This is a genomic window from Fibrobacter sp. UBA3629 (assembly GCF_002374005.1).
Lineage (GTDB): Bacteria > Fibrobacterota > Fibrobacteria > Fibrobacterales > Fibrobacteraceae > Fibrobacter.
This window is the reverse complement of the sequence record NZ_DFLC01000007.1, coordinates 150059-171818: the sequence shown is the minus strand read 5'-3', so window position 1 is coordinate 171818 and position 21760 is coordinate 150059. Positions and strand designations below refer to the sequence as shown.

Below are 21760 nucleotides of genomic sequence, written 5' to 3'. Positions count from 1 at the left end.
CCACCGCCGTTATCCGGCAACGTGGCCAATTTTCGGCAAAGTTCTAGAATTCCTTCAGGTAGGGAATATAGTCGCAGAGCTTGAGCCCCGGCGGAAGCGCGGACTTGTCGAAACGGACCATGCGCACTTCAGCCTGCACCCCCACGAACCGGGCGAGGATTTCGAAGTTATCCTGCGTCTCCCACACGGCGGCATCGATAACGACGCTGTCGCTGCAGACCGTCTCGCCCGTGCTGCTGCCGATTCCCGATATACGAGAGTTCTGCTTCAGGAGCCGCGTGTAGATTTCGGGGGCAAGCCCGATATGGTTCGAAGAAGAAGAGGAATCAAAAACCGTCACATGGACCTTGCGGAAATGGTTGAGCGAATCGAACACCACCGTATAGGTATGACGGTAGGGCGCCTCGTAGAAAGTCTCCTGCCACACGTTCGTCTTGATGGGGCGAAAATTGCTGATGGCGTACTTCTTGAAAAATTCACCCGGAGTCGCTCCGTAGCGGACAAGGTAGTGCCCAAGCATCGTCGTGAAGTCATGTTCCTTTGTCGGCGCCGTCGAGCCCTTGATGCTGTCGAGGGCACGGTTCAAGTTCGCGGCCAGGCCGTCGGAACCCGAGACCGGCGCAGGCTTCGTCACGTTCGCTTCCTGGAGGCGCAACTGGATGTCGGGATATTCCGCATCGCGCCCCATGATTTCCTGGAACTGGATGCGGGCACGTTCAAATTCGCGGCCCTTGAGATAGGCAAGGCCGAGAGCTTCGCGCAGCGGCAGGTTTTCGGGATAGCGGTCCACCAGCGGTTCCAGGATATCGATGGCCATCTGCGCACGGTCCCTGGGCGTGAGGTTCACCGCGGAGCCAGGTCCCGGAGGAGACTTTTCACCGAGCGTGGCAGATGCGGCGGCAGCCTTCTTGAATTCGGGGCGGAACGCGAGGATGCGCTGATAGATCTTGTCGGCCGCATCGAAATGCCCGCGATATTCCGCGAGGTATCCCTGGAGCAGCATCAGTTCCGCATCTACGGGATACTGCGAAAGGGCATATTCCACGACGGCAGAACAGCTATCGAGCATGCCCTGGTCGTGATAGAGTTTAGCGAGAGTCTCGTAAGCGCGCGGGGAGTTCCCCGCCGAAAGGCTGATGGCCGTGCGCGTCTCGGCGACCGCCTGCGCATAACGTCCCTCGTTCATCAGGAGCTTCCCGTACCAGAGCCTCGCCTCGTAAAGGGCAGGCGCCTTTTCTGCCGCAGCGCGGACCAGCTGCATGGCAAGCGAGGAGTTTCCTGCAGCGAACGCCTTGCGGCTTTCGAGGTAAGCCTCGACGCCGGAATTGGGATAGGCCGTCTGGAGGCGCGCCACCAGCAGGTTCAGGCGTTCCCTTTCCTGTTCCGTGAGGGAATCCATTTCGAACAAAGTATTAACTTCGCCCCACACAGCAGGCATCAGGCTCGGGAACAGGAGGACCACCGCATCGAGAATCTCGTAGGCGGGACGGCTGGAGCCGGAACGGGATAGTTCAAAAGCGCGACGGACTTCGGTCTGGGTCTGCAGGGGAAGCTGTTCGAGCTGCTTGTTCATGTCGGGAGTGTCGCCACGGACTACCGTAGTTCCCGCAGGGACCCCGAACGGGACTCCATCGACCGAAATCTTGGAAGGGCCGAATTCTTCATAGAGCCTGAAGCCGCCAAAAGCAAGGAGGGCTCCGCAGCATACAGCCAGAAACCAATATGCGGCCTTACGGGCCGCCGACGATGATCGAGACATTAAAGCTCCAGGAAATCGACAAGTTTTTCTTTATGTTCCTTGCTACGCTGCAGGCGGCGCAAGGTCTTGTTCTTGATTTGACGGACGCGTTCACGGGAAAGGCGCAGGTCTTCGCCGATATCCTTGAGCGTCGTGTCTTCCACGGTGTCAAGTCCATAGAACATGCGGAGGATTTCCTCTTCACGGCGCGGGAGCGAAGCAAGCGTTTCCTGGATGAGCTTCTTGCGTTCTTCCTTCTCCATGTCGTCGTCCTGGTTGCCGTCGGAACCAAGCACATCCATGAGCGTGCTCACGGAATCGGCTCCACTTCCGCCGACATCGTCACCGATAGGCGCATCCAGGGAAATATCGACAATCTTTTCCATCACCTCGACGATGTCCTTTTCGAACGGGGCGAATTCTTCCATGGAAATCGTCTTGTCGTAGTCACCGCCGTTGAGCATCAGCGCGCGCTTGAAGCGGTTCACAAGAGCAAGCTTGTTGGGCGGAATACGGACGGCGCCCACCTGTTCAAACAAGGCCTTCTGGATGGACTGGCGGATCCACCACACGGCATAGGAGATGAACTTCACGTCCTTATCCATGTCGAAGCGCTTTGCCGCCTTGAATAGTCCGAGGTTGCCCTCGTTGATGAGGTCGAGGAGGGCGAGGCCGCGGCCCTGGTACTTGCGGGCGACGCTGACCACGAAGCGGAGGTTACCGCGAATCAACCGCTGCAGTGCGGACTTGCGGATTTCTTCACTCTCGTCCGACCTGATAATCGTCAAGAGCGCCATCTCCTCCTGCGGGGAGAGCGTCGGATAACGATTCAAGTCGCGAAAATAAAGCGCTTCGTTAAAATCACTCATAAACTTTGCACCTATCTATCTTCCATAACCTTTCGGTCAAACAAATATGGTTTTTTACGCCTTTTTCGTCAATTCTTTCAACTTGTCGTAAGGGTAAATTCCCGAGTTGTGACCATCACTGAAGGATAGCCCCGCAGCGTAGCGACCGATGGATTGCACCCTCTCTAACTTTATATCGGCAGGAACGGTGGAATCGTCAAGCAGTTTTTCGCCGGTATGTTCATCGACACAGAGGGCACACGGGCAAGCCAGGCGAAGTTCACGTACCGAGCACGCACCTCGCGTACCGTCGTTCCACTCGAACCCGAGCTTGCCGTCCCTTGTCCTGAAAATCTTCTTGGGCTGGATCATACTTCTTCCTCCGGCAGTTCCGCGAATTCGAAATTGAACGTCTTGAGCACGCCATCACCTTCGGACGCGAATACCGAGAGCGTGCGCACCATGGCATCTGCCGCCTGCAAGAAGGCCTTCGCCGATTCGGAGTTCGGGTACCGGAGCACGGCCGGAGTTCCCTCGTCGCCGCAATCGGCAACCGCAGGTTCAAGAGGCACCTTCGCGATGAGCGGTACGCCCCAGCTTTTCGCGATGCGGTCACCGCCACCCTGGCGGAATATGTTGTGGTGCTTGCCGCACTGGTCGCAAATGAAGTAGCTCATGTTCTCGACGACGCCCACCACAGGAACGCCCACGCTGTCGAACATCGCTAGCCCCTTGCGGCAGTCGGCGAGCGCCACCTCCTGCGGGGTAGTCACCACCACGGCTCCCGCCATCGGGCAGTTCTGCGTGAGGGTGAGCTGTATGTCGCCCGTTCCTGGGGGGAAATCCACCAGCAGGTAATCGAGCTTGCCCCACCGCACGTGGTGGATAAAGTGCTGGATCATCTGCGAGACCATCGGGCCGCGCCAGATGGTCGCCTTGTCGCTGTCCGCGAACATGCACATGCTTACGATGCTGATTCCGCCCTTCGCCTCGACCGGCGCAATCGTGTTGTCTTCGAACACCTCGGGAGCGCGGTCGATGCCGAACATGAGGCCCATGGAGGGGCCGTAAATGTCGGCGTCGAGGATACCCACGCGGGCACCCGAGAGGCTGAGCGCCATCGCGAGGTTCGCCGTTACCGTAGACTTGCCGACGCCGCCCTTTCCACTCGCTACCGCGACTACGTGTGCGACCTCATTGATGTAAGAAACCTTCGGGGCCTGCGCTGCGGTATTGCCCTCGCCCACGCGGCCCTGCGCGGTAAACGTCACCTCGACCTCGCTTGCACCGAGGCTTTTCACGATGGCGATGCACTGGTCCTTGAACTTGTCGCGGATGGGGCATGCGGGCGTCGTGAGCCGCAGGTCGAAGCTCACGTGACCGCCTTCGATTTTCAGATTCTGGACAAAGTTCAGTTCCACGATATTCTTGTGCAGGTCAGGGTCATGGACCGCCTGCAAGGCATTCAGTATGTTCTGTTCGTTCAATTGCATAATCACCCCGAGAATTTGGGCATGCGGAGGAGGTGCGTCATGCAAGGGGGCCATTCCTCTTCGTAGTGGCTCACCAGGATGATGGTCGTCTCCTTCGAAAGCAGCTGCAACAAGTTAAAAATCTTTTCGCGGTACTCGCCCTTGAGGCCCTGCGTGGGTTCGTCGAGCAGCAATACCTCGGGCGGGCGGATTGCCGCACGCGCCATGAGGATTACGCGCTTGTCGATGGGAGAGAGATTGCGGTAGCGCGCCTCCACATCGTCAAAGCCCAGGTAAGTAAGCCACTCCTTCGCCTTCGCGCGTTCTTCCCAAGTGGTATTTTCCGCCTTGCATAAATTCGCGGTAAAGCCCGTGCACAGCACCTCTTGCAGGTTCAAGTCCTCGCGGTACTGGAGCGCGAGCTCCGGCGAGAAAAACCCGAGTTTCGCCTTGTGGTCCCAAATGTTCAAGCCATGGCCCGGGCGCATTCCCAACAAAGTAATATCGTTCTTGTAGATTTGCGGGTGATCTGCGGTGAGCATCCCGAGGAGCGTGCTCTTGCCGGCACCGTTCTCGCCCATCACCGCCCAGTGTTCGCCCTTGCGCACCGTCCAGTTCAGGTTCTTGAGCACCGTCGTATCGCCGAACTGCACATTGACATTCTTCAGGTCGAAGAGGATTTCGCCCACCGCGTCATCAGGAAAAGCGGCATTCTCACTCTTTCGTCTTTCGTCTTTCGTCTTTCGTCTAAGCTCAACGATTTCGTAATCCTTCAGTTCCGCCTTCGAGAACTTGGGCTTCGCAACTTCGGAAGGCAACTCGCCTTCATACTGCGTGAAGGTCTTGTTCGCATACACGAACGCGGGAATTTCCGGGAGCAGTTCATCTTCGCGGGCAAGGCGCACGGCAACTTTCAGGCCCGGGCGCCTGCAGAGTTCCACCACGCTTGCGGCAAGGTGCCTGCGGTACTCCGGATCTAGCCCTCCGAACAAATCATTGAAGTAGACCCATTCCGGGTTTTCCATCCACATGCGGGCAAGCAACACACGGCGCAGTTCCCCGTTCGAGAGGCTAAGCAGTTTGCGGTTGAGAAATTCCTCGGAAAGGTCAGCAATCTTCAAGGCTTCTTCCAGCTTGTCCGGGTCCGTCTCCGGCCATGCCATGTCATCAATGTAGCGGTCCGTCTGCAAAAAAAACTTTTTCTTCAACAGCAGGTGACGCACCAGCGGGGCTTCCTCGTCGTGCAGGCTGATGAATCGCTGCTGGAAGAACGGCGCGAGCGCATGCTGGATTTTCCGCTGCATCGCTTCCGACATCGTGGAGACATTCTTCCGCTGGTTCAAAAAGTGAGTAATGACCCGGTCAAGGTCCTCCCCCTCGGTGCTGAAAATCTGCACCTGCGGGAACATCTCAATCAGAGCTTCAAAACGCTTGAATTCCATATATACAAAGATAGAAAATGAGACAAGAGAGGGTTAATCAAAAAACCTTCCCGGCCGTAAAGCCAGGAAGGTGTTTTGGATGTGTGGATATTTTTTAGAACTTGCTGAAGAAATCCCAGGTGGTCTCGGGAACCCAGGACTTCTGCTGGCCCGGATCCTTGTGGTCCCAGATGTGGCCGCCGGACTGCGTGCACCAGCGGACAGGGAAGCGTTCTTCAACGGTCGTATAATCGTAACACTTGTGGGCCGCATTGCGCTGGGCTTCCTGGGCCTGTTCATTCTTCGCCTTGCCATTCTCGGAGTTGAGCGTCAAGATGATATCGCGGGCAGCACGGCCCATTTCGGGAGTGCAGAGGTTATCATCGAGGCCGAGCACGCCCATCCAGCCAATGCCCTTGTTCTGGCGCTGCGGAAGCCAAATGTTTCGTTCGGCAGTCTCGTACACGGCAACTGCGCGGAGCACATCCTGATGGTTCCAGGAAAGACCGTTAGAGAACATGGAGCCGTAGCTGAAGCCAGTAGAGAACACTCGGCTAGAGTCGATGCAGAGGTTGCTCTGCAAATCGGCCAGGAGTTCATCGAACAGGAGGTAGTCATCCTGGCCCCACGGGGCCTGGTTTCCGTTGCCTTCGGGAGCGACAAAGATTGCCGTCTTCTGGGTATCGAGCGGCTTGAGGCCATAGTAGCCTTCCTGCTGCACACCGCCGGCCCAGCCGCCCATGCAGTGCATGCCGAAGATGAGCTTGTACGGTTTCTTGTTGTCGTAATTGTCGGGAATATCGATGCGGATGGTACGCTTGCCCTTGCTCCACTGGAATTCGTAGCTGCCGGACTTCACGCGGTTCCAGGTCTTGCCGCAACCACGCGTAGGCACCGGATCGTTCTTGAGGCCCCAACCGTAGGCGTACTGCGGCTGAGCGGCCTTCTTCTTGAGCGTGAGCGTGACGTTTGTATCGAGATTGGAGAGTCTCACGCTCAGCGTGTCGAAACCGTCCTTGACGATGCGCAACATATCGGAGTTGTCCAGCTTGAGCAGGGCCTTCGCAGGCGAGCGGTCGCCAAACGAGGCGTTGAAGCTACCGTCCGCAGTAAACTTGAAATTCTGCTGGGCGCTCCCCACGCGGACGCGGGCGAAATACGTGCCCTGGGCCTTCACGGAAGCCTTCATATCTACCGTGCCCGTACCGTACAGCGTCTCGTTTAGCAGGCGGTTGCCAACCATGTCGAAAATCTGCACCTGCACCGGAGCGTTCGAACTCTGCGAGAACGAGAGGATGCCGCCGCTTACAGAAAGATACCCGGCCGAACCGGACGAAGCCAAGGCCGAAATCTCATGGTTGAACGAGAATTTCCCGTCCGCATCGGTCTTCGTATCGAGCTTGTTTTTCAGGAGAGAAACGTCAGCATCCTGAACGGCCTTGCCGCTTTCGTCGTTCACCGTACCCGTAAGGGTGAATGCATTCGCCGCAACGGCAGAGAGAGCCATTGCAACACCGAAGGACACGCTTGTCCATAAAGTATGTTTCATACCAAACACTCCGTTAGAGTTTCACCTGATACAAAACTACTTTCAATACGGTGATTCCGCTCACATTCAAAAGCATGTTTCATGGACAATAAATCCACAGGCAAATTTCCTATATTTCACCCATACAAGGAGGAAATATGAAGATTTCCAGAATCATCGCCGCAGGCGCAATCGCATCGTCCATCGCGCTTGCACAGGACGGCGCCACCCCCAACGCCCAGGGCGGCATCAACGGCAAACCCGGCATCGGCGCGCATGCCGACTTCAACTACAGCTACCTCATCGGGCTTCCGCAGGACTGGTACCTGGGAGACGATGCCGAGGCTCCTTCCGGAATCGGGTTCGATATAGGCCTCCGCGGCAGGATTCCCATGGCAAGCATCCTGCAATTCACGCCAGAAATCAACTTCCACTATGCGCAACTTTCCATGGACGAGGAAGGTTGTGACCACAAGTTCAAGCAGATGGACCTCGAAATCCCCCTCATGATGCGAGCCCTCGTCAAGGAACGCTTCTATGTCGCCGCCGGCGTGCAGCTTTCGCTGAACCTGAGCAGCGAAGTCTCGCTCGAACAAAACGACATATCCCTGGGCGGCGGCCTCGGCAAAACCGACTTCAAGTACAAGGAAGAGGTCGACCAGGCCGCATTCGGGTTCGGCATCGCCTTTGGAGTCGGCGGCTTCGTGATGGAACGCCTCTCCATTGACGCAGGGCTCGTCCTCGGGCTTACCGACGTCTACCCCGACATCGACCCCCTAAAGAACGACCTGATAGATTCCATGGACGGCGGCAAGCAGATGACATTCAAAGCCGGCATCGGATACTGGTTCCTGTAACAGGATCCCACCTTTCTACTTATAAAAGAAGCTCCCGACGGGGAGCTTCTTTAATATTCGCATTAACGTTTGATATCTCTTTTAATTCCACTGTATTGTGCAGGTTGCAGCAGCACTTAAAGTCAACTCAAATGTACCCTTACAAGCATCCGCTGAAACAGGGCCTCCCGCATAGTAACTTCCTGTCATCGATTCTCCAGTGCTTAATTTTACAGATATATCACCCTGCGCATTGCAACTAAAATAGCACTGAGTGACAGAGGCATCTCCTCTCGTAGTCACCGAATGTGTTCCTGCCGGAATATCAAGCTTATCCTGACTAACTTTAAACGTGTATTCCGGGCCATCGGTCGTTTTCACTGCCGGACACTGAAATTCCTGTATCGAGTTATCCGCATGGCTAACCTTGAGCTTCGGGGCATATCCAGCCTGCGCAGCCGTGAATGTCTTGGTAAAGCTGGCTTCTGCACCGGCAGCGCCACCCTCCCATGAATAGAAGAACGTCGTTTGTCCCTGCGACTTGCACCCGTCCACCGTCCAGACTACATCGGGAGTCGCAGTAAAGTCAACCGAAGTGGCGGCCGTAGAGCATACACATCCCGTAATCGGGGCTCCGTTCACGTTCACAGTCTTGTCGCAGTCGATGTGCCCCTTCTGGCCGCCGATAACGACATCAACAGAAGCGGACTTCGGACCGGACTTCGAGTAAGAGACCTTCGGGCTCGCCGCTGTATTGTTGTCGGGCGTCGCATCCATGCCAAAAATCCAGCTATACGTTGCAGCCGCAACATCCCTTATGCCATAGTTGGAGTTCCACTCCACCTTCCACTGAGCCTGGCCGTTCGATTCAATCGTTTCGGATAGCGGGTAGCAGCGACCCATACCCGTTATTATGACCTGTTCGCTGGAGCTGCTCACTACGGTTCCCGCATCGGAAGAACTGGACAGGCGACCAACATCGCCAATCGAGGAGAACTTGAAGAACGATTCAGAGCTGGAGCTAACGACCGGCTGTCCATCTGCGGACGATTCCGGAAGCGTAGATTCCGACGAAAGTTCGACAACGCCATGGGCAGCCTTGGCCATCTCGTTCATGCAAACGATATCCTCGTTGCACTTGCTCATGGCATCGTTAATCTGGGTGCTAAAATCCAAATTGTTCAGCATGGCCTCGACGAAGACATCCGTATCGTCGGCCATGGGTTCAATCGAACCGCTACCGCAGGCCCAAAAACCGGCAGCCATGCCGATAGAGGAAAGACCTATCAAAAGTTTCTTGTTCATATAAAAACCTCTTCTAGAGAAATTTACATAAATCTTTGCAAAAACGGACACAAAAAACAATTTTTCGTGAAGGAAAACACAAAAAAAACGGCATTTTAGGCTAAAAAAACGCTCCTCGCCCTATTCTTCGACCGAAATCTTGCGTTGCCCGGTGATGAACTGGTGCACGTAAGGGTTGCTCGTGTTCTTGATTTCGTCCACCGTGCCCACCTCGATGATGCGCCCGTTCAAGAGCATCGCGATGCGGTCGGCCACCTTAAAGGCGCTCACCATGTCGTGGGTCACCACCACCGAGGTCACGCCGAGCTTGCTCTGCATGTCGAGGATGAGGTCGTTAATCACGTCGCTCGTGATGGGGTCAAGGCCGGTCGTCGGTTCATCGTAAAGGAGGATTTCGGGGTTCAGGGCAATCGCGCGGGCAAGGGCCACACGCTTGCGCATACCGCCCGAAAGTTCGCTCGGCATCTTGGTACGGAACTCGGGGACGAGGTTGATCATCTGGAGTTTCTCGGTCACCACGTCCTGGATCTGCTTCTCGGAGAGTTCCGGATGGTGTTCGCGGAGGGCGAACGCGATGTTCTCGCCGGTGTTCATGGAATCGAACAGCGCGCCCATCTGGAACAGCATGCCCATCTTGCGGCGGATGGTATGCGTGTCGAAAAACTTCGGGGTACTGATGGTCACGCCATCGACGGACACTTCGCCACCATCCGGCTGCAACAGGCCGATCATGTGCTTCAAAATCACGGACTTGCCACCGCCGGACTTGCCGATGATAACCATGGTCTCTCCACGGCGGATGTCGAGGTTCACATCTTCGAGGACGGTCTGCGGACCGAAGGACTTCTTGAGACCCTTCAGGCGGATGGCGATATCGTTCGGGTCAATCTTTACGTTTGGCATAATTTCACCTGGAACTAGAAGAACATGATAGCGTCAAGTATAAAGTCAGAAATCAAAATCATGAGGCAGCTCGAAACCACGACGTTCATGGTCGCAAGTCCCACGCCACGGGCACCCGCCTGGGCGTTAATCCCGTGGTAGTAGCCGAGCACGAAAATCAGCACGCCGAACACGAGGGACTTGATCATGCCCGACCACAAGTCCATGGATTCGAACAGGTACTGCATGCCGGTAGTGTAAGTGTACGTAGTAATATCTAGGCCAAGCACGCACACGATCCAGCCACCGATAAGCGCGAGAGCATTCGAAATCGCGGTGAGGCAGGGAATCATCGTCATGAAGGCGACAAAGCGCGGGAGTGCAAGATAGCGGTAGGGTTCGAGACCGAGCACAGTATAGGCAGCGAGTTCTTCCTTCTCCTTCATGCTCCCGAGTTCGGCTGCGACCGCACTGCCGACGCGGCCCGAAAGCACGATAGCCGTAAGCAAGGGGCCAAGCTCGATAAGCACCATCTTGCAGGCAGCCGTACCGACAAACTTGTCCGCCACGAGGTTCTGGAATTCGAACTCGGCGCAGACGGTCGCCACCATGCCCGTGAATATGGACGTCACGAACAGGAGCGGGAGCGAGGATACGCCGATGGATATCATCTGCTTCACGATGAGGTCGGGGTTCTTGAACACGTGCGGCATCTGCTTGAGCGTCAAGAGCAGTATACAGAGCACCTCGCCGATGCTCGAAATGCCATCCACGATGACACGTCCAATCCACGCTATGGGCTTGAGCAGAACCGTCATCGCTAGAACTCCCCAAAGCTGTAGCCGCCGCCCTGGTCGTCGCCGCCGAACTGGTAATCACCGCCGTCATCCGAGCCGCTGTCGTCCGCGGTCGCATCGTAGAAGGTCGTGTATTCGGGAACGAACGCGAGGGGGATATCCTTCACGGAACCGTTACGGTGTTTTGCAACGATGAGTTCCGCCTTGTACTTGTCGTCGTCCTTGTGGGTGCGCACGTAGGGGCGTTCCACGAACCAGACCATGTCGGCGTCCTGTTCGATAGAACCCGATTCACGGAGGTCGGAGAGCTGCGGACGCTCGCGGCCCTTTTCTTCGACCTTACGGCTCAGCTGAGCAAGCGCGATGACCGGGATGTGGAGTTCCTTGGCCAGAATCTTGAGGCCGCGCGAAATTGCACCGATGGCGACGGCGCGGTTCTCTTCCTTGCCCGTCTTCATCAGCTGGAGGTAGTCAATCAAGAGGAGGTCGAGCTTGCCCTGGCGCTTGAGGTCGCGCGCCTTGCTCATGAGTTCCATGATGCCCAGGTCCGCATTGTCGTCCACGAACAGCGGAGACTGATTAATCGGCGCGACATGCGCGATGAGCTTGTTCATCTCGTCGCGGTTGAGCTTTCCGTTACGCAGCTTGGACTGGTCCACCTGAGCGCGGGAGCAGAGCAAACGCTGGGCGAGCTGCACGCCATCCATTTCGAGGCTGAAGAACGCCACATGCTTGTTGAAGTCGATGGCCGCATTCGCCGCAATCGTCAGGGCGAACGACGTCTTGCCGACACCCGGACGGGCCGCGAGAATGATGAGATCGGAATTCTGCAGGCCGTTCGTAAGTTCGTCCAGTTCGGTGAGTCCCGTGGGGATTCCCGTAATGCCGTCCTTCCTGTTGTTCAAGCGGTCGAGCAGCGGGGTCACAAAATTTTCAATCGGGCGAAGCGAGTTCTTCACCTGTTTCTCGGCAATCGCGAAAACGGCACGTTCCGCCGATTGGAGCACCTCGTCGGGAGCGGAAGAGACGTCCATGGCCTTCTTGATGGTATCGGACGACATGCGGATAAGCTTGCGAAGCACAAACTTGTCGCGCAGATGCTCCAGGTTCCATTCCACATTCGCCGAGGAAGCGACGCTCTCCATGAGTTCAAAGATATATTCGCGGCCGCCCGACTGCTGCAACCTGCCCATCTTCTCGAGTTCAGCAGGGAGGGTAAGCATGTCAATGGGGGTTCCGGCGCTATAGAGTTGCCGCATCGCCCTCCATATCAGCTGATGGCGTTCCAGGTAGAAAAAGTCATCGTCCGAAACAACATCGATGACCGGAGTCATGACATTCGGATCGCGCAGGATTCCACCCAGCAAATAACGTTCGGCCTCGCCGTCCATGGGGACCTGGCGACCTTCGAAACTTCCACCTTCGTTTACAAATTCAGACATAGCAATACATCGGAAATATAATTTTTATAAATCGACCAGCACTCCGTCAGGCCTTGAAGTATGTGCACTTCGGGATATGGACCTTCCAGGTGAGCCATTTTAGCTGCTTGTCCTGCGACATGGCGACCGCGTCCACAAGCGAACATGTCTTTACGCCCGAAAAATCGAGGTCGGTTCCGGCCAGGTCGTTAAAGACCTTGCCCTTGCCGAAGAGCTGGTGGAACAGCGGTTCACCGAAGGAGACCATCACCTGCGGGGCGATAAAGGAGAGTTCCTTCGCAAGCATTTTGCGGAGCGCCGTTTCGAGCAGGGCGGGAATGTTCCTTGCGGCATGGCCCTTGTAGAAGTAGGTGACCCCGATTTCGTTTTCGGCAACGTTCAGGTTCGCAAAGAGCCTCACGAGCATGGCTCCCGGTTCCGACGAGAAAAAATCACCCGAGTTCGGAAGCGGATTCGGCATCAACAGAAGAAGTTTCGGATTCGCAGGGCCCGCATAGCGGACAATGTCCCCGACTTTCGCATAGACGGCTTCGTTCTGGATAGAGTCGTAGAAGGCATCCAGGGATTCCGCCGCTTCGAAAGCCGACGCAGCCTTCCTCATGACGGGGCGGGCAGACGGGGCCGCCATCGCGGGGCCCACGGACAGGGGTTCCTGCGTTCGCACGGGTGCAGGGGGAACTTCCTGGGCAACAGCACTGCGGGATGCGACCGCCTGCGGTGTGACAACAGGCCGCGGCTGCGGAACCGCACGCGGCTTCTTCGCATTCAGAGACCAGGGTTCATCCAAAAAAACTTCGGAATCGCCCATGTCGATTTGACCGCGCAAGTAGTTGCGCAATTCGCTCATGTCATATTCTTCAGGCATTCAGGCGCTCCAGGCAAAAGTTCAAGATTGTTTCGGCGAGGTCCACCTTGCCCCCCATCTTCATCGGCGGCACGTCGGCACCCGGAACCACTAGGGCGAAGCGCACTCGGTCGAGACCGAAGCCGGAGTCGGAGGCGACCGGCGCATTGAGAAGGAGCGCATCGGCACCGCTCTTTTTGAGTTTCTCTGCCGCATGTTCTTCGAAGTGGTCCGTCTCGAGCGCGAAGCCGACGATGACCTGGTGCCGGGACATCTTGGCTCCAGCGCGGGCCGCGGTGCAGTCGCGCAAGATGTTCGGATTCGGCACAAGCTCGATGGTGAGTTGGCTACGGCTGTCCTTGATTTTCTCGTCGGCGGCGTGGGCGGGGCGGTAGTCCGCTACCGCCGCGCAATGCACGACGGCGTCCGCCTCGGCGAGCCGTGCCATCACGGCGTCGTGCATCTCCCGGGCGCTTTTCACGCGGGTAACCGCGACGCCGCCCGGAAACGCCGCCTCCATCGGGCCCGCGACAACTTCGACCTCGAAGCCGTTCGCATAGAATACCGAGGCGAGCGCAACCGCGGTCTTTCCGCTGCTGCGGTTAGAGATGTAGCGGACCGGATCAATCGCTTCTTCGGTGCGGCCGGCCGTCAAAAGCAGCTTCTTGCCATGGCCGGGGAGCGTTTTGTCTTGCGTGGGCTGGACGTCCTGTGCGACAGGGAATGCGGGCGGATTGCTTTGGCCCCTATCGCCTTCGCGGGGATGACAAAGTACAGCCCCTTCCAGCCACTTCACAATCTCTGCCGGTTCCATCAGGCGGCCTTGCCCGACTTCACCGCAAGCGAGTTCCCCCGCAGGAGATTCAAGAACGGTCGTATCGTCAAAGTTACGCAGGACTTCGAGGTTGCGCTTGACGGCAGGGCTGTTGTACATCGCGACGTTCATCGCAGGGGCGATAACGCGCGGGCACGTGCAGCTCATGAAGCAGAGGCTCACCGGGTCATCAGCAATACCGCAGGCGAACTTGCCGATGACATTTGCAGTAGCGGGAACAACCAGATAGAGGTCGGCCCAGCGAGGAAAATCGATATGCTGGAAGGGGCGCGCCTCGACGGCTCCGCTCTTGAGGTAGACGGGGCACTTGCTGAGGCTTGCGAACGTAAGCGGCGCCACGAACTCCGTCGCGGCCTCCGTCATGCACACGCGCACCTCGGCGCCCTTCTTCTGCAACAGGCGCAAAAGTTCGCAGCTCTTGTAGGCGGCGATTCCGCCCGAAACGCCAAGGAGGATCTTCTTTCCAGCTAGTTCCATATAATGCAAGATAGAAAAAGGCCGGCATGGCCGGCCCTTTCAGGGAAATATTTCTTGCAAGCTAGCGGCTAATTTCTAGCGCAACGAATCGGAAGCGCAATATCCTTCTTGTATTTTGTGAAGACGGCGTCTTTCCTTTCGCACGAGAACTGGACGCCGTAACCCTTGTCGGCCTCCTGGAACGGAGTCGATGCGGTCCAGTATTCTGCAATGCCACCGTAGTTCTGGACATGCTCGTAACCGTAGTAATCCATGTATTCCATGTGACCGCCAAGATCTGCGGTAAAATCAAACGAGTTCAGGCCGGGAATGCCTCCATGGTCGTACCACTGTCCGTAGCATTCCATTCTTTCCCTGAGAACCCACGATGCATTTTCAAGGCCGCCAATAAGGATGAACAAGCCTTCCCATTCTTCGATTGTCGGCAGGTGCCAGCCTCTGGGGCAAATGCCTCTCAGCGTTTCGGGGAGATTGCAGTCGACCGAATCATGGCAGTTGATATCGCTGTTCTCGTAAGTGTAAATGGAATCGATGGCTGCCGCCCATTTGTAATAGCGGCCACCCGTTTCACAGCTGTCCTTGCACCAGAAATTGTTCTGCAGGCTGGGGGTCTGGACGCTATCGATGTACCTGAGGTCTTCGGCCATCCACTTCTTGTTACCGATGGTAACATAGTAATACAGCGAACTGTCGCGCACATCGCAGAAGCTAGTCGAGGGATTAAAGGGAATGCCGCCGCAAAGAGGATATTCCTGTTCATCCTGGAGGGAGACTTCGAGTGTGTCTCCGCTGCATACGAACTTGACCCCATTCCAGGTTTTAGCAACGGCGCAACCGTTGCCGTCATCGCCCTTGTCACCCTTTTCACCCTTCAGCGAAGCGAGCCATTCTTCTTCCGTTCCGGTGAAACCGGCGGCAACGGCCAGTTCGTAGGCCGACTTACCATCAGCACCGTCGTCGCCCTTACTTCCATCGTCGCCCTTGTCGCCGTCGTCACCCTTGTCTCCCTTGGCACCATCGTCACCCTTGTCGCCTTTATCGCCCTTTTCTCCCTTTTCGCCATCAAGGCCCTTCACTCTCGTCCATTCTTCTTCGTAGCAATAATAGAGCATTGCGGAATCCGCAACGAACATCATTTCGCCGTCTTTGTCCTTGGTGCAGTCACCGAGTTTCTCGAAAGTAGCGACAGACTCTACGCCTTTTGATTCTGTAATGGTGTCATTGCAGGCAGTAAGACAAACCATGGATGTGACAATTCCTGCTGCGAAAATTCCCCAGCATCGCTTGCTATTCCCAATCATCGTGTTCTCCTTTTTTGTAAACAGCAGAATTGCTTGTTTATTCTATACTACCAAATGTAATAATTTATACAAACAACAATAACTTATTATTAAAATTCATAATAAAAAAAAATTCCCGTGGTTTTACCCACGGGACTTTTAATGTCGCAAGCGATTGTTGTTCCCCTTACGGGGTTTGCAACGGCAACTTACTTGGCTTCTTCAGCAGCGGCGTCTTCGGCCGGCTTTTCAGCCTTCTTCTTGGCAGCCTTCTTCTTCGGAGCGGCGGCTTCACCGATCGTCGTACCCGATTCACCCGGCTTGTGGGAATCCATCCAAGCCTTGAGTTCTGCGGATTCGCGGTTCTTGAAGTAGTCCACCACAGAGAGGTAGATCTTGCGGTTGTTCTGGTCGATTTCGGTCACGACAGCCGGGACTTCGTCGCCAACCTTGAATGCATCGGCCGGAACCTTGATGTATTCAGCAGTGAGCTTGGAGACCGGGATGAAGCCTTCGATACCGTCGTTGAGTTCAACCACGACGCCGCGGTCGAGCATACGGACAATCTTGCCCTTCACTTCGGAATCCACCGGGAACGTGGTTTCGATAGAATCCCACGGGTCTTCGGTGAGGTGCTTCATGGAGAGGCTGATGCGGCGCTTTTCCTTATCGACGGCGAGCACGACGCATTCGACCTTGTCACCCTTCTTGACCATTTCGTTCGGGTGGGTGATCTTCTTGGTCCAGGACATGTCGGACACGTGAATGAGGCCATCCACACCTTCCTTGATTTCGACGAATGCGCCGAAGGAAGCGATGTTGCGGATTTCGCCAACCACGCGGGCACCCGGCGGAAGTTCGGTCTCGATGGAATCCCACGGATCGCTTTCGAGCTGCTTCATGCCGAGAGAGATGCGTTCTGCATCTTCTTCAACCTTGAGCACGACGGCTTCCACTTCCTGACCCACGGAGAGGATCTTGGAGGGGTGCTTGCCATGCTGCGTCCAGGACATTTCGGAAACGTGGATGAGGCCTTCGACGCCAGAATCCAGTTCGACGAATGCACCGTAATCGGTGATGGAAACGACCTTGCCCTTGACGATAGCGCCTTCGGGGTAGCGTTCGGCGATGTCCTTCCACGGATGCGGCTTGAGCTGCTTCATGCCGAGAGAGATGCGTTCCTTCTTGTCGTTGAAGTCGAGCACCATGACTTCGACTTCCTGGCCGAGCTGGACCATTTCGGTCGGGTGGTTGATGCGCTTGTAGCTCATGTCGGTGATGTGGAGGAGCCCGTCCACGCCGCCGAGATCGATGAAGGCACCGAAGTCGGTGATGTTCTTGACGATACCCTTGCGGACCTGGCCCTTCTCGAGAGTTTCGAGAACGTCGCCACGCTGCTTGTTGCGTTCTTCTTCGAGAACGACGCGGCGAGACACGACGATATTCCTGCGAGCCTTGTTGACCTTGATGACCTTGAGGTCGAATTCCTGACCGATGAGGGCGTTGATATCCGGGATCTGACGGAGGTCGATCTGGGAGCCCGGGAGGAAGGCGTCGATGCCGAACAGGTCGACAACCACACCGCCCTTGATACGCTTGGTGAGCGTGCCGCGCACGACTTCGTTGTTTTCGAATGCCGCGTGGATGCGATCCCACACGCGCACGAAGTCGGCCTTCTGCTTCGAAAGGATGAGACGGCCGTCTTCATCTTCGAGCTTTTCGACAAACACTTCGATTTCGGAACCGATTTCGAGGGAGTCGGAGTCCTTGAACTCAGCGCGGTCGATAACTCCTTCGCTCTTGTAGTTCACGTCGATGAGGACTTCCTGGTCGTTCACCTGGCTGATCTTGCCCATGACGAGCTTGCCCTGTTCGAGGCAGCCCATGCCGGCATACACGTCGGCGTTCTGCTTGCGGAAGTCCGGAGAGCATTCACCCTGGGCGGCAAGGATTTCGGCGAGATCTTCTTGGGTTCCGAATTTGAGATTTTGAGACATATTGTTTTTTGGGGTTGCGGTTCAAAGGACTCGGGACTACGCCACTACACCTACGTAGTCGAGAATCTTTTGGACCTGTTGTTGGATTGAGATGTGTGTAGTGTCAATTTCGATAGCGTCGTCCGCCTTCTTGAGGGGGGCGTTCGCACGGGAAGAATCCAGGCGGTCGCGTTCGACCAGATTTTCGAGGACTTCTTCCAGGGTAACCTTTTCGCCTTTTTCAAGGAGTTCCTTGTAGCGGCGTTCGGCGCGGACCTTCACGTCCGTCACCATGAAAAACTTGTACTTCGCGTCGGGAAAAACGACCGTGCCGATGTCGCGGCCGTCCAGGATGCAGCTCTGCTTCTTGCCGATTTCGCGCTGCTGCCTGGTCATGGCGGTACGGACGGAGGGGAGGGCGCAGTAGATGCTCACGTTGCTCGAGACCTTCATGCCGCGGATTTCGCTTTCGCGGCAAACACCGTTGATGAGGATGTGGTTTTCGGAGTCGAACCCGAGGGTGAGGTCAGAGAGCAGTTCGTCCATGGCGGGGCCTTCTTCGGCCGGCAGACCCTTGTCGAGGGCGGCAAGCGTCACCGCGCGGTACATGGCGCCGGTATCGAGGTAGGTTATACCGAGGGTCTTCGCCACGATCTTCGCCGTGGTGCTCTTCCCGGTACCCGAACCGCCATCAAGGGCGATAACGAAATGCTCACTGGTTTTTACCATAGTGAGCGCAAATTTAGAAAAAACTACTCGTAGTCCAAGTCGTTGAGGTAAACCGTGGCAGTATTTTCGTCGGTATCCCAGAAAATCAGCTCCGAGCCGTCCTTGTAGAAGGTCAGCTCCCAGCCGTTGTCGTAGAAGTAGTAGTAACTACCGTAGTCGTCGTGCCCCGAGGTGTACTCGTGGGTCGTATAATAGTAGCTGTAGTTGCCGTCCAAAGAGAGCGTTGCGAGGTCGTCGGAATCGATCCGGAGCGAGGCCGTATAGGCAGGGCTTATCGGAGCGGCAAGGCTGCAATCGAAAAGTCCGATGCCGTCGAACCGGCAGTCCATCACGTAGTAGTATCGGTACGAGCGGCTAAATACGGCGCCGTCCGCATCCGGGGATCCGGCGGTCCAATCGCCGCACGCCGCAAGGAGAAGGAGCGCCGCCAAGGCAAACGTCATTTTTGCGGTAAAACGGGACATCAAAAATTCCTAAAAAAATTCCCCGACGGGCGCCGGGGATTCGTTCAAAACAAACTAACAGCTAGTCGTTGGATTCGTAGTCACCATTGAAGATCTGTTCTTCGGCTTCTTCCGTATTCTCGTCCTTGTATTCCTCGGGAGCCTGGAGGTCACGGGTGCTGCCGTACTTCCTCTTTTCTTCCTCGGTCAACTTGTTCGTGAACACTTCGACTTCGGGTTCAGCCTTGGCCTCTTCTTCCTCGCCCTGGAGGATCTTCTGGCCTTCTTCGAGGCGGCGCTGGATACGCTGCTTTTCCATTTCCTCGAGGTTCGTGCCTACCTTGGCCTGTTCCTCGGAAACGACGTAGCGTTCGTTGGCTTCATCCATGGCGGCCTTGATGCCCACCAGGCGACCGTGGCCATCGACCTTGAGGCCAGCCTTACGGAGAGTGGAGAGCGGCAGGCGGCGTGCGGCGACCTGGTATTCCTGCTTGAATTCGTAACCGTCGCTGCTGATTTCGCGGGCTTCGTCCGAAGTGACATATTCGAGGGCTTCCTGCCAGCGCGAGCTCTGCACGCAAGAGGTAAAGCCTACAAGGGCGTTGTCGAGGGCTTCCGGGTCATCGGAAGTGCCGGCGCAACCGGACAACACCAGAGCAAAAAGAGCCAATCCCATCAATAACTTTTTCATAGAGGAAACCTCCCAAAAAAATGATACCACTTCAAATATATAACATTTTTTTTATAAAAAAGCCAAAAAAAATTCTATTTTTCAGCTAACTCCGTGTCATTATTGCAGTTACGACGACATCCGAGCCCCTTTTTTTCTATTTTTCACCCCACCATGAGCGAAAACGCAGACATTTACCGCATCCATACGCCCGACAACAAAGAAATCATCCTTGTTGGCACCGCACACATTTCGAAGACCTCGCTGGAACTGGTCCACGAGACCATCGAAACCGAAAAGCCGGATACTGTCTGCGTGGAACTCGACGAAGGCCGTCTCAAGTCCATCCAGGACCCCGACCGCTGGAAAAAGACGGACCTAAAGGAAGTCATCAAGAAAAAGCAACTTTCGACGCTGATCGCGAACCTCGTGCTGGGTTCCTACCAGAAGCGCATGGGCGACCAAACGGGCGTGAAACCCGGTTCCGAGCTCAAGGAAGCCGTCAACATAGCGAACGAAAGGCAAATTCCTCTAGTCCTCGCCGACCGCGACATCAAGATAACACTCAGGCGCACCTGGGCATGCACCCCCTGGTACCGCAAGTTCAGCCTGCTGGGCGGCCTTTTCGGGAGCATTTTCGACAAGACCGAAATCAGCGAGGAGGAACTCGCAAAAATCAAGGAGCAGGACGCCCTCAACTCCATGATGCAGGAGTTCGGCAAGACATTCCCCGAGGTGAAGCAGGTGCTCATCGACGAACGCGACCAGTTCCTTGCAAGCAAAATCAAAAATGCGGAAGGCAAGAAGATCGTGGCCGTCATCGGCGCGGGCCACATGAGGGGCATCGCAAGCATCATCGAAGAAAACAAGGAACTCCCGAGCGAGGAATCCATCTCGGTCATCCCGAAGGGGGCTCCCATCTGGAAAATTATCGGATGGGCCATCCCCATCGCGATTGTCGCAAGCATCATCTTCGTGGGCTACAACGCGGGCGTAGAGAAGGCTGGCGAACTGAGCCTGCAATGGGCAATGCTCACCGGCGGCGGCGCCATGCTCGGTACGATTATTGCAGGCGGGCATCCGCTCACCATTCTGGTAGCGCTGCTAGTCGCCCCATTCACGGGACTCACTCCACTTATCGGCGTCGGTTTCTTTACCGCGCTCACGCAAGTGTACATGAGGCCGCCGCGCGTATCCGAGATGGAAACCCTCTCCGACGACATCTGGCAGGTGAAGCGCTGGTGGAAGAACCGCGTGACCCGCGTAATCCTCTGCTTCCTGTGTCCGGGAATCCCCGCGATTATCGGGAAGATACTCGCGATATTCCAGATTTACCAGGCGTTCTAGAAGACGAGGCCGACGGAGAAGCCGCCGCTGATAAAGCCTTTCTTCCCGAAGTCCATTTTCCCGATTTCAGGATTTATCTCGGAAAGGTCATCCCTGAAGACTACGCCCAGCTCGACGCGGGAAAAATAGTACGACGCACCCAAAGCAATACCATAGTGATAATTGTTCACTAACATATTGTCGTCATAGTAACCATAGCGGACGTCGTTATCCTTCAAATAACCGACATACCCGCCAAAACGCAAAATGGCGTTCCCTAACTGCAGCCCACCCTGGACCAGCGCATCTATATTATAGACCCACCATTCCCAGATATCGTCGTAATAGCTGTCTTCGTAAGTCCACGAGCTAAGCCCCAGACCCAGGCCATATTCCACGAAGAATTTTCCTTGGCCCGAGCGCATAAAGGCCTGCACATTAGCCCCAACGCCTAAGCCATTAAAGCGAATGCGATCGGCATCGTAAAATAAGCCGTCAAGATCGAACACAAGCCTGAACTTGTACGGTTTGAGATCTCCGGATTTTTCTGTCTTAGGCTTGGCGGAAGAAACGTCGCCTGCCGAGGACGCTCCGGATGCTCCACCTGCGGACGAAGCCGTCTGGGATGCGGGAGCAATTTTCGAGAGCAAGGAGCCAAAAATCGAGGAAGACGAAGACGAGGAAGGCGCCTCCTTGGAAGACTTCGCCTTCGATTTCGGATTCTCGGCACCATCGTAGCCGGCCGTACCATATCCCTTCTCGCCATACGCCGTCGAGCCGTAGGCCGTCGAGCCATACGCCGTCGAGCCATACGCCGTTGAACCGTAAGCACCTCGGTCTCCATAATCGTCACTCCACGCGAGACAGGCGAGGGCGAGCAAAACGAGCAATAATTTCTTCATTACGCTAAC

At 56.0% G+C, this 21760-nt stretch carries 20 protein-coding genes; 2 read left to right on the top strand and 18 right to left on the bottom strand.

From position 1 onward, the window contains the following. Positions 1-43: 43 nt before the first annotated feature. The 6 genes from B2310_RS02900 to B2310_RS02875 form a co-directional block, all read right to left on the bottom strand. Positions 44-1759 carry a tetratricopeptide repeat protein gene (locus B2310_RS02900; RefSeq protein ID WP_290728521.1) on the bottom strand — a complete coding sequence of 572 codons (1716 nt, stop codon included), beginning with the start codon at positions 1757-1759 and terminating at the stop codon, positions 44-46. Beyond that, positions 1759-2607, bottom strand: a complete 849-nt coding sequence (locus B2310_RS02895) for a sigma-70 family RNA polymerase sigma factor (RefSeq protein ID WP_173365738.1) — start codon at positions 2605-2607, stop codon at positions 1759-1761. The genes B2310_RS02900 and B2310_RS02895 overlap by 1 nt, the downstream gene beginning before the upstream one ends. Positions 2608-2661: 54 nt before the next feature. Further along, the gene (locus B2310_RS02890) at positions 2662-2958 is read right to left on the bottom strand and encodes a DUF971 domain-containing protein (protein ID WP_290728519.1); all 297 of its coding nucleotides are present in this window, start codon (positions 2956-2958) and stop codon (positions 2662-2664) included. Then, complete coding sequence (locus B2310_RS02885; RefSeq protein ID WP_290728517.1) at positions 2955-4079, bottom strand: Mrp/NBP35 family ATP-binding protein; 1125 nt, start codon at positions 4077-4079, stop codon at positions 2955-2957. Before B2310_RS02885 ends, B2310_RS02890 begins: the two co-directional genes overlap by 4 nt. A 2-nt stretch (positions 4080-4081) precedes the next feature. Beyond that, a complete protein-coding gene (locus B2310_RS02880; RefSeq protein WP_290728515.1) occupies positions 4082-5500 on the bottom strand; it encodes an ATP-binding cassette domain-containing protein in 1419 nt (472 codons plus the stop codon). A 94-nt stretch (positions 5501-5594) separates the two neighbouring features. Beyond that, a complete protein-coding gene (locus B2310_RS02875; protein ID WP_290728513.1) occupies positions 5595-7028 on the bottom strand; it encodes a T9SS type A sorting domain-containing protein in 1434 nt (477 codons plus the stop codon). A gap of 137 nt (positions 7029-7165) precedes the next feature. Here B2310_RS02875 and B2310_RS02870 point away from each other — a divergent pair, with 137 nt between their 5' ends. Further along, positions 7166-7864 carry a porin family protein gene (locus tag B2310_RS02870; protein ID WP_290728511.1) on the top strand — a complete coding sequence of 233 codons (699 nt, stop codon included), beginning with the start codon at positions 7166-7168 and terminating at the stop codon, positions 7862-7864. An 81-nt stretch (positions 7865-7945) separates the two neighbouring features. Here the strand turns inward: B2310_RS02870 and B2310_RS02865 are convergent, their stop codons facing one another. From B2310_RS02865 to B2310_RS02815, 11 genes are all read right to left on the bottom strand, one after another. Beyond that, on the bottom strand, positions 7946-9148 hold the full coding sequence (locus B2310_RS02865; protein ID WP_290728509.1) for a hypothetical protein: 1203 nt from the start codon (positions 9146-9148) through the stop codon (positions 7946-7948). Between the two features lie 120 nt (positions 9149-9268). Beyond that, positions 9269-10051, bottom strand: a complete 783-nt coding sequence (locus B2310_RS02860) for an ABC transporter ATP-binding protein (RefSeq protein ID WP_173382787.1) — start codon at positions 10049-10051, stop codon at positions 9269-9271. Positions 10052-10065: 14 nt separating this feature from the next. After that, positions 10066-10848, bottom strand: coding sequence for an MlaE family ABC transporter permease (locus B2310_RS02855; RefSeq protein WP_173382788.1), 783 nt, complete (start codon positions 10846-10848; stop codon positions 10066-10068). Between the two features lie 2 nt (positions 10849-10850). After that, positions 10851-12269, bottom strand: coding sequence for a replicative DNA helicase (gene dnaB, locus B2310_RS02850; RefSeq protein WP_290728507.1), 1419 nt, complete (start codon positions 12267-12269; stop codon positions 10851-10853). A 46-nt stretch (positions 12270-12315) separates the two neighbouring features. Continuing rightward, positions 12316-13134 carry a hypothetical protein gene (locus B2310_RS02845; protein WP_290728505.1) on the bottom strand — a complete coding sequence of 273 codons (819 nt, stop codon included), beginning with the start codon at positions 13132-13134 and terminating at the stop codon, positions 12316-12318. Further along, positions 13127-14425: a bifunctional phosphopantothenoylcysteine decarboxylase/phosphopantothenate synthase gene (locus tag B2310_RS02840; RefSeq protein WP_173382791.1), complete on the bottom strand. Its 1299-nt coding sequence runs from the start codon at positions 14423-14425 to the stop codon at positions 13127-13129. The genes B2310_RS02845 and B2310_RS02840 overlap by 8 nt, the downstream gene beginning before the upstream one ends. A 68-nt stretch (positions 14426-14493) precedes the next feature. Further along, complete coding sequence (locus B2310_RS02835; RefSeq protein ID WP_290728502.1) at positions 14494-15726, bottom strand: FISUMP domain-containing protein; 1233 nt, start codon at positions 15724-15726, stop codon at positions 14494-14496. A gap of 188 nt (positions 15727-15914) precedes the next feature. Next, a complete protein-coding gene (rpsA, locus tag B2310_RS02830; RefSeq protein WP_290726306.1) occupies positions 15915-17702 on the bottom strand; it encodes a 30S ribosomal protein S1 in 1788 nt (595 codons plus the stop codon). A 36-nt stretch (positions 17703-17738) separates the two neighbouring features. Then, positions 17739-18410, bottom strand: coding sequence for a (d)CMP kinase (gene cmk / locus B2310_RS02825; RefSeq protein WP_290726304.1), 672 nt, complete (start codon positions 18408-18410; stop codon positions 17739-17741). A 23-nt stretch (positions 18411-18433) separates the two neighbouring features. Next, positions 18434-18874: a hypothetical protein gene (locus B2310_RS02820; protein WP_290728500.1), complete on the bottom strand. Its 441-nt coding sequence runs from the start codon at positions 18872-18874 to the stop codon at positions 18434-18436. 61 nt (positions 18875-18935) lie between these two features. Then, positions 18936-19544 (bottom strand): hypothetical protein, encoded by a 609-nt coding sequence (locus B2310_RS02815; RefSeq protein ID WP_290726301.1) that lies wholly within the window; start codon positions 19542-19544, stop codon positions 18936-18938. A 153-nt stretch (positions 19545-19697) separates the two neighbouring features. Here B2310_RS02815 and B2310_RS02810 point away from each other — a divergent pair, with 153 nt between their 5' ends. After that, positions 19698-20870 carry a TraB/GumN family protein gene (locus B2310_RS02810; RefSeq protein ID WP_290728498.1) on the top strand — a complete coding sequence of 391 codons (1173 nt, stop codon included), beginning with the start codon at positions 19698-19700 and terminating at the stop codon, positions 20868-20870. Here the strand turns inward: B2310_RS02810 and B2310_RS02805 are convergent. Beyond that, entirely contained in the window at positions 20867-21751 is an 885-nt protein-coding gene (locus B2310_RS02805) for a hypothetical protein (protein ID WP_290728496.1), read from the bottom strand. The two genes, B2310_RS02810 and B2310_RS02805, sit on opposite strands and share 4 nt — an antisense overlap. Positions 21752-21760 lie beyond the last annotated feature (9 nt).

Bases quoted from the DNA above. Each gene is read 5' to 3' on its own strand.
- B2310_RS02900 (WP_290728521.1), bottom strand. From the start codon at position 1,759: ATGTCTCGATCATCGTCGGCGGCCCGTAAGGCCGCATATTGGTTTCTG.
- B2310_RS02895 (WP_173365738.1), bottom strand. From the start codon at position 2,607: ATGAGTGATTTTAACGAAGCGCTTTATTTTCGCGACTTGAATCGTTAT.
- B2310_RS02890 (WP_290728519.1), bottom strand. From the start codon at position 2,958: ATGATCCAGCCCAAGAAGATTTTCAGGACAAGGGACGGCAAGCTCGGG.
- B2310_RS02885 (WP_290728517.1), bottom strand. From the start codon at position 4,079: ATGCAATTGAACGAACAGAACATACTGAATGCCTTGCAGGCGGTCCAT.
- B2310_RS02880 (WP_290728515.1), bottom strand. From the start codon at position 5,500: ATGGAATTCAAGCGTTTTGAAGCTCTGATTGAGATGTTCCCGCAGGTG.
- B2310_RS02875 (WP_290728513.1), bottom strand. From the start codon at position 7,028: ATGAAACATACTTTATGGACAAGCGTGTCCTTCGGTGTTGCAATGGCT.
- B2310_RS02870 (WP_290728511.1), top strand. From the start codon at position 7,166: ATGAAGATTTCCAGAATCATCGCCGCAGGCGCAATCGCATCGTCCATC.
- B2310_RS02865 (WP_290728509.1), bottom strand. From the start codon at position 9,148: ATGAACAAGAAACTTTTGATAGGTCTTTCCTCTATCGGCATGGCTGCC.
- B2310_RS02860 (WP_173382787.1), bottom strand. From the start codon at position 10,051: ATGCCAAACGTAAAGATTGACCCGAACGATATCGCCATCCGCCTGAAG.
- B2310_RS02855 (WP_173382788.1), bottom strand. From the start codon at position 10,848: ATGACGGTTCTGCTCAAGCCCATAGCGTGGATTGGACGTGTCATCGTG.
- dnaB (WP_290728507.1), bottom strand. From the start codon at position 12,269: ATGTCTGAATTTGTAAACGAAGGTGGAAGTTTCGAAGGTCGCCAGGTC.
- B2310_RS02845 (WP_290728505.1), bottom strand. From the start codon at position 13,134: ATGCCTGAAGAATATGACATGAGCGAATTGCGCAACTACTTGCGCGGT.
- B2310_RS02840 (WP_173382791.1), bottom strand. From the start codon at position 14,425: ATGGAACTAGCTGGAAAGAAGATCCTCCTTGGCGTTTCGGGCGGAATC.
- B2310_RS02835 (WP_290728502.1), bottom strand. From the start codon at position 15,726: ATGATTGGGAATAGCAAGCGATGCTGGGGAATTTTCGCAGCAGGAATT.
- rpsA (WP_290726306.1), bottom strand. From the start codon at position 17,702: ATGTCTCAAAATCTCAAATTCGGAACCCAAGAAGATCTCGCCGAAATC.
- cmk (WP_290726304.1), bottom strand. From the start codon at position 18,410: ATGGTAAAAACCAGTGAGCATTTCGTTATCGCCCTTGATGGCGGTTCG.
- B2310_RS02820 (WP_290728500.1), bottom strand. From the start codon at position 18,874: ATGTCCCGTTTTACCGCAAAAATGACGTTTGCCTTGGCGGCGCTCCTT.
- B2310_RS02815 (WP_290726301.1), bottom strand. From the start codon at position 19,544: ATGAAAAAGTTATTGATGGGATTGGCTCTTTTTGCTCTGGTGTTGTCC.
- B2310_RS02810 (WP_290728498.1), top strand. From the start codon at position 19,698: ATGAGCGAAAACGCAGACATTTACCGCATCCATACGCCCGACAACAAA.
- B2310_RS02805 (WP_290728496.1), bottom strand. From the start codon at position 21,751: ATGAAGAAATTATTGCTCGTTTTGCTCGCCCTCGCCTGTCTCGCGTGG.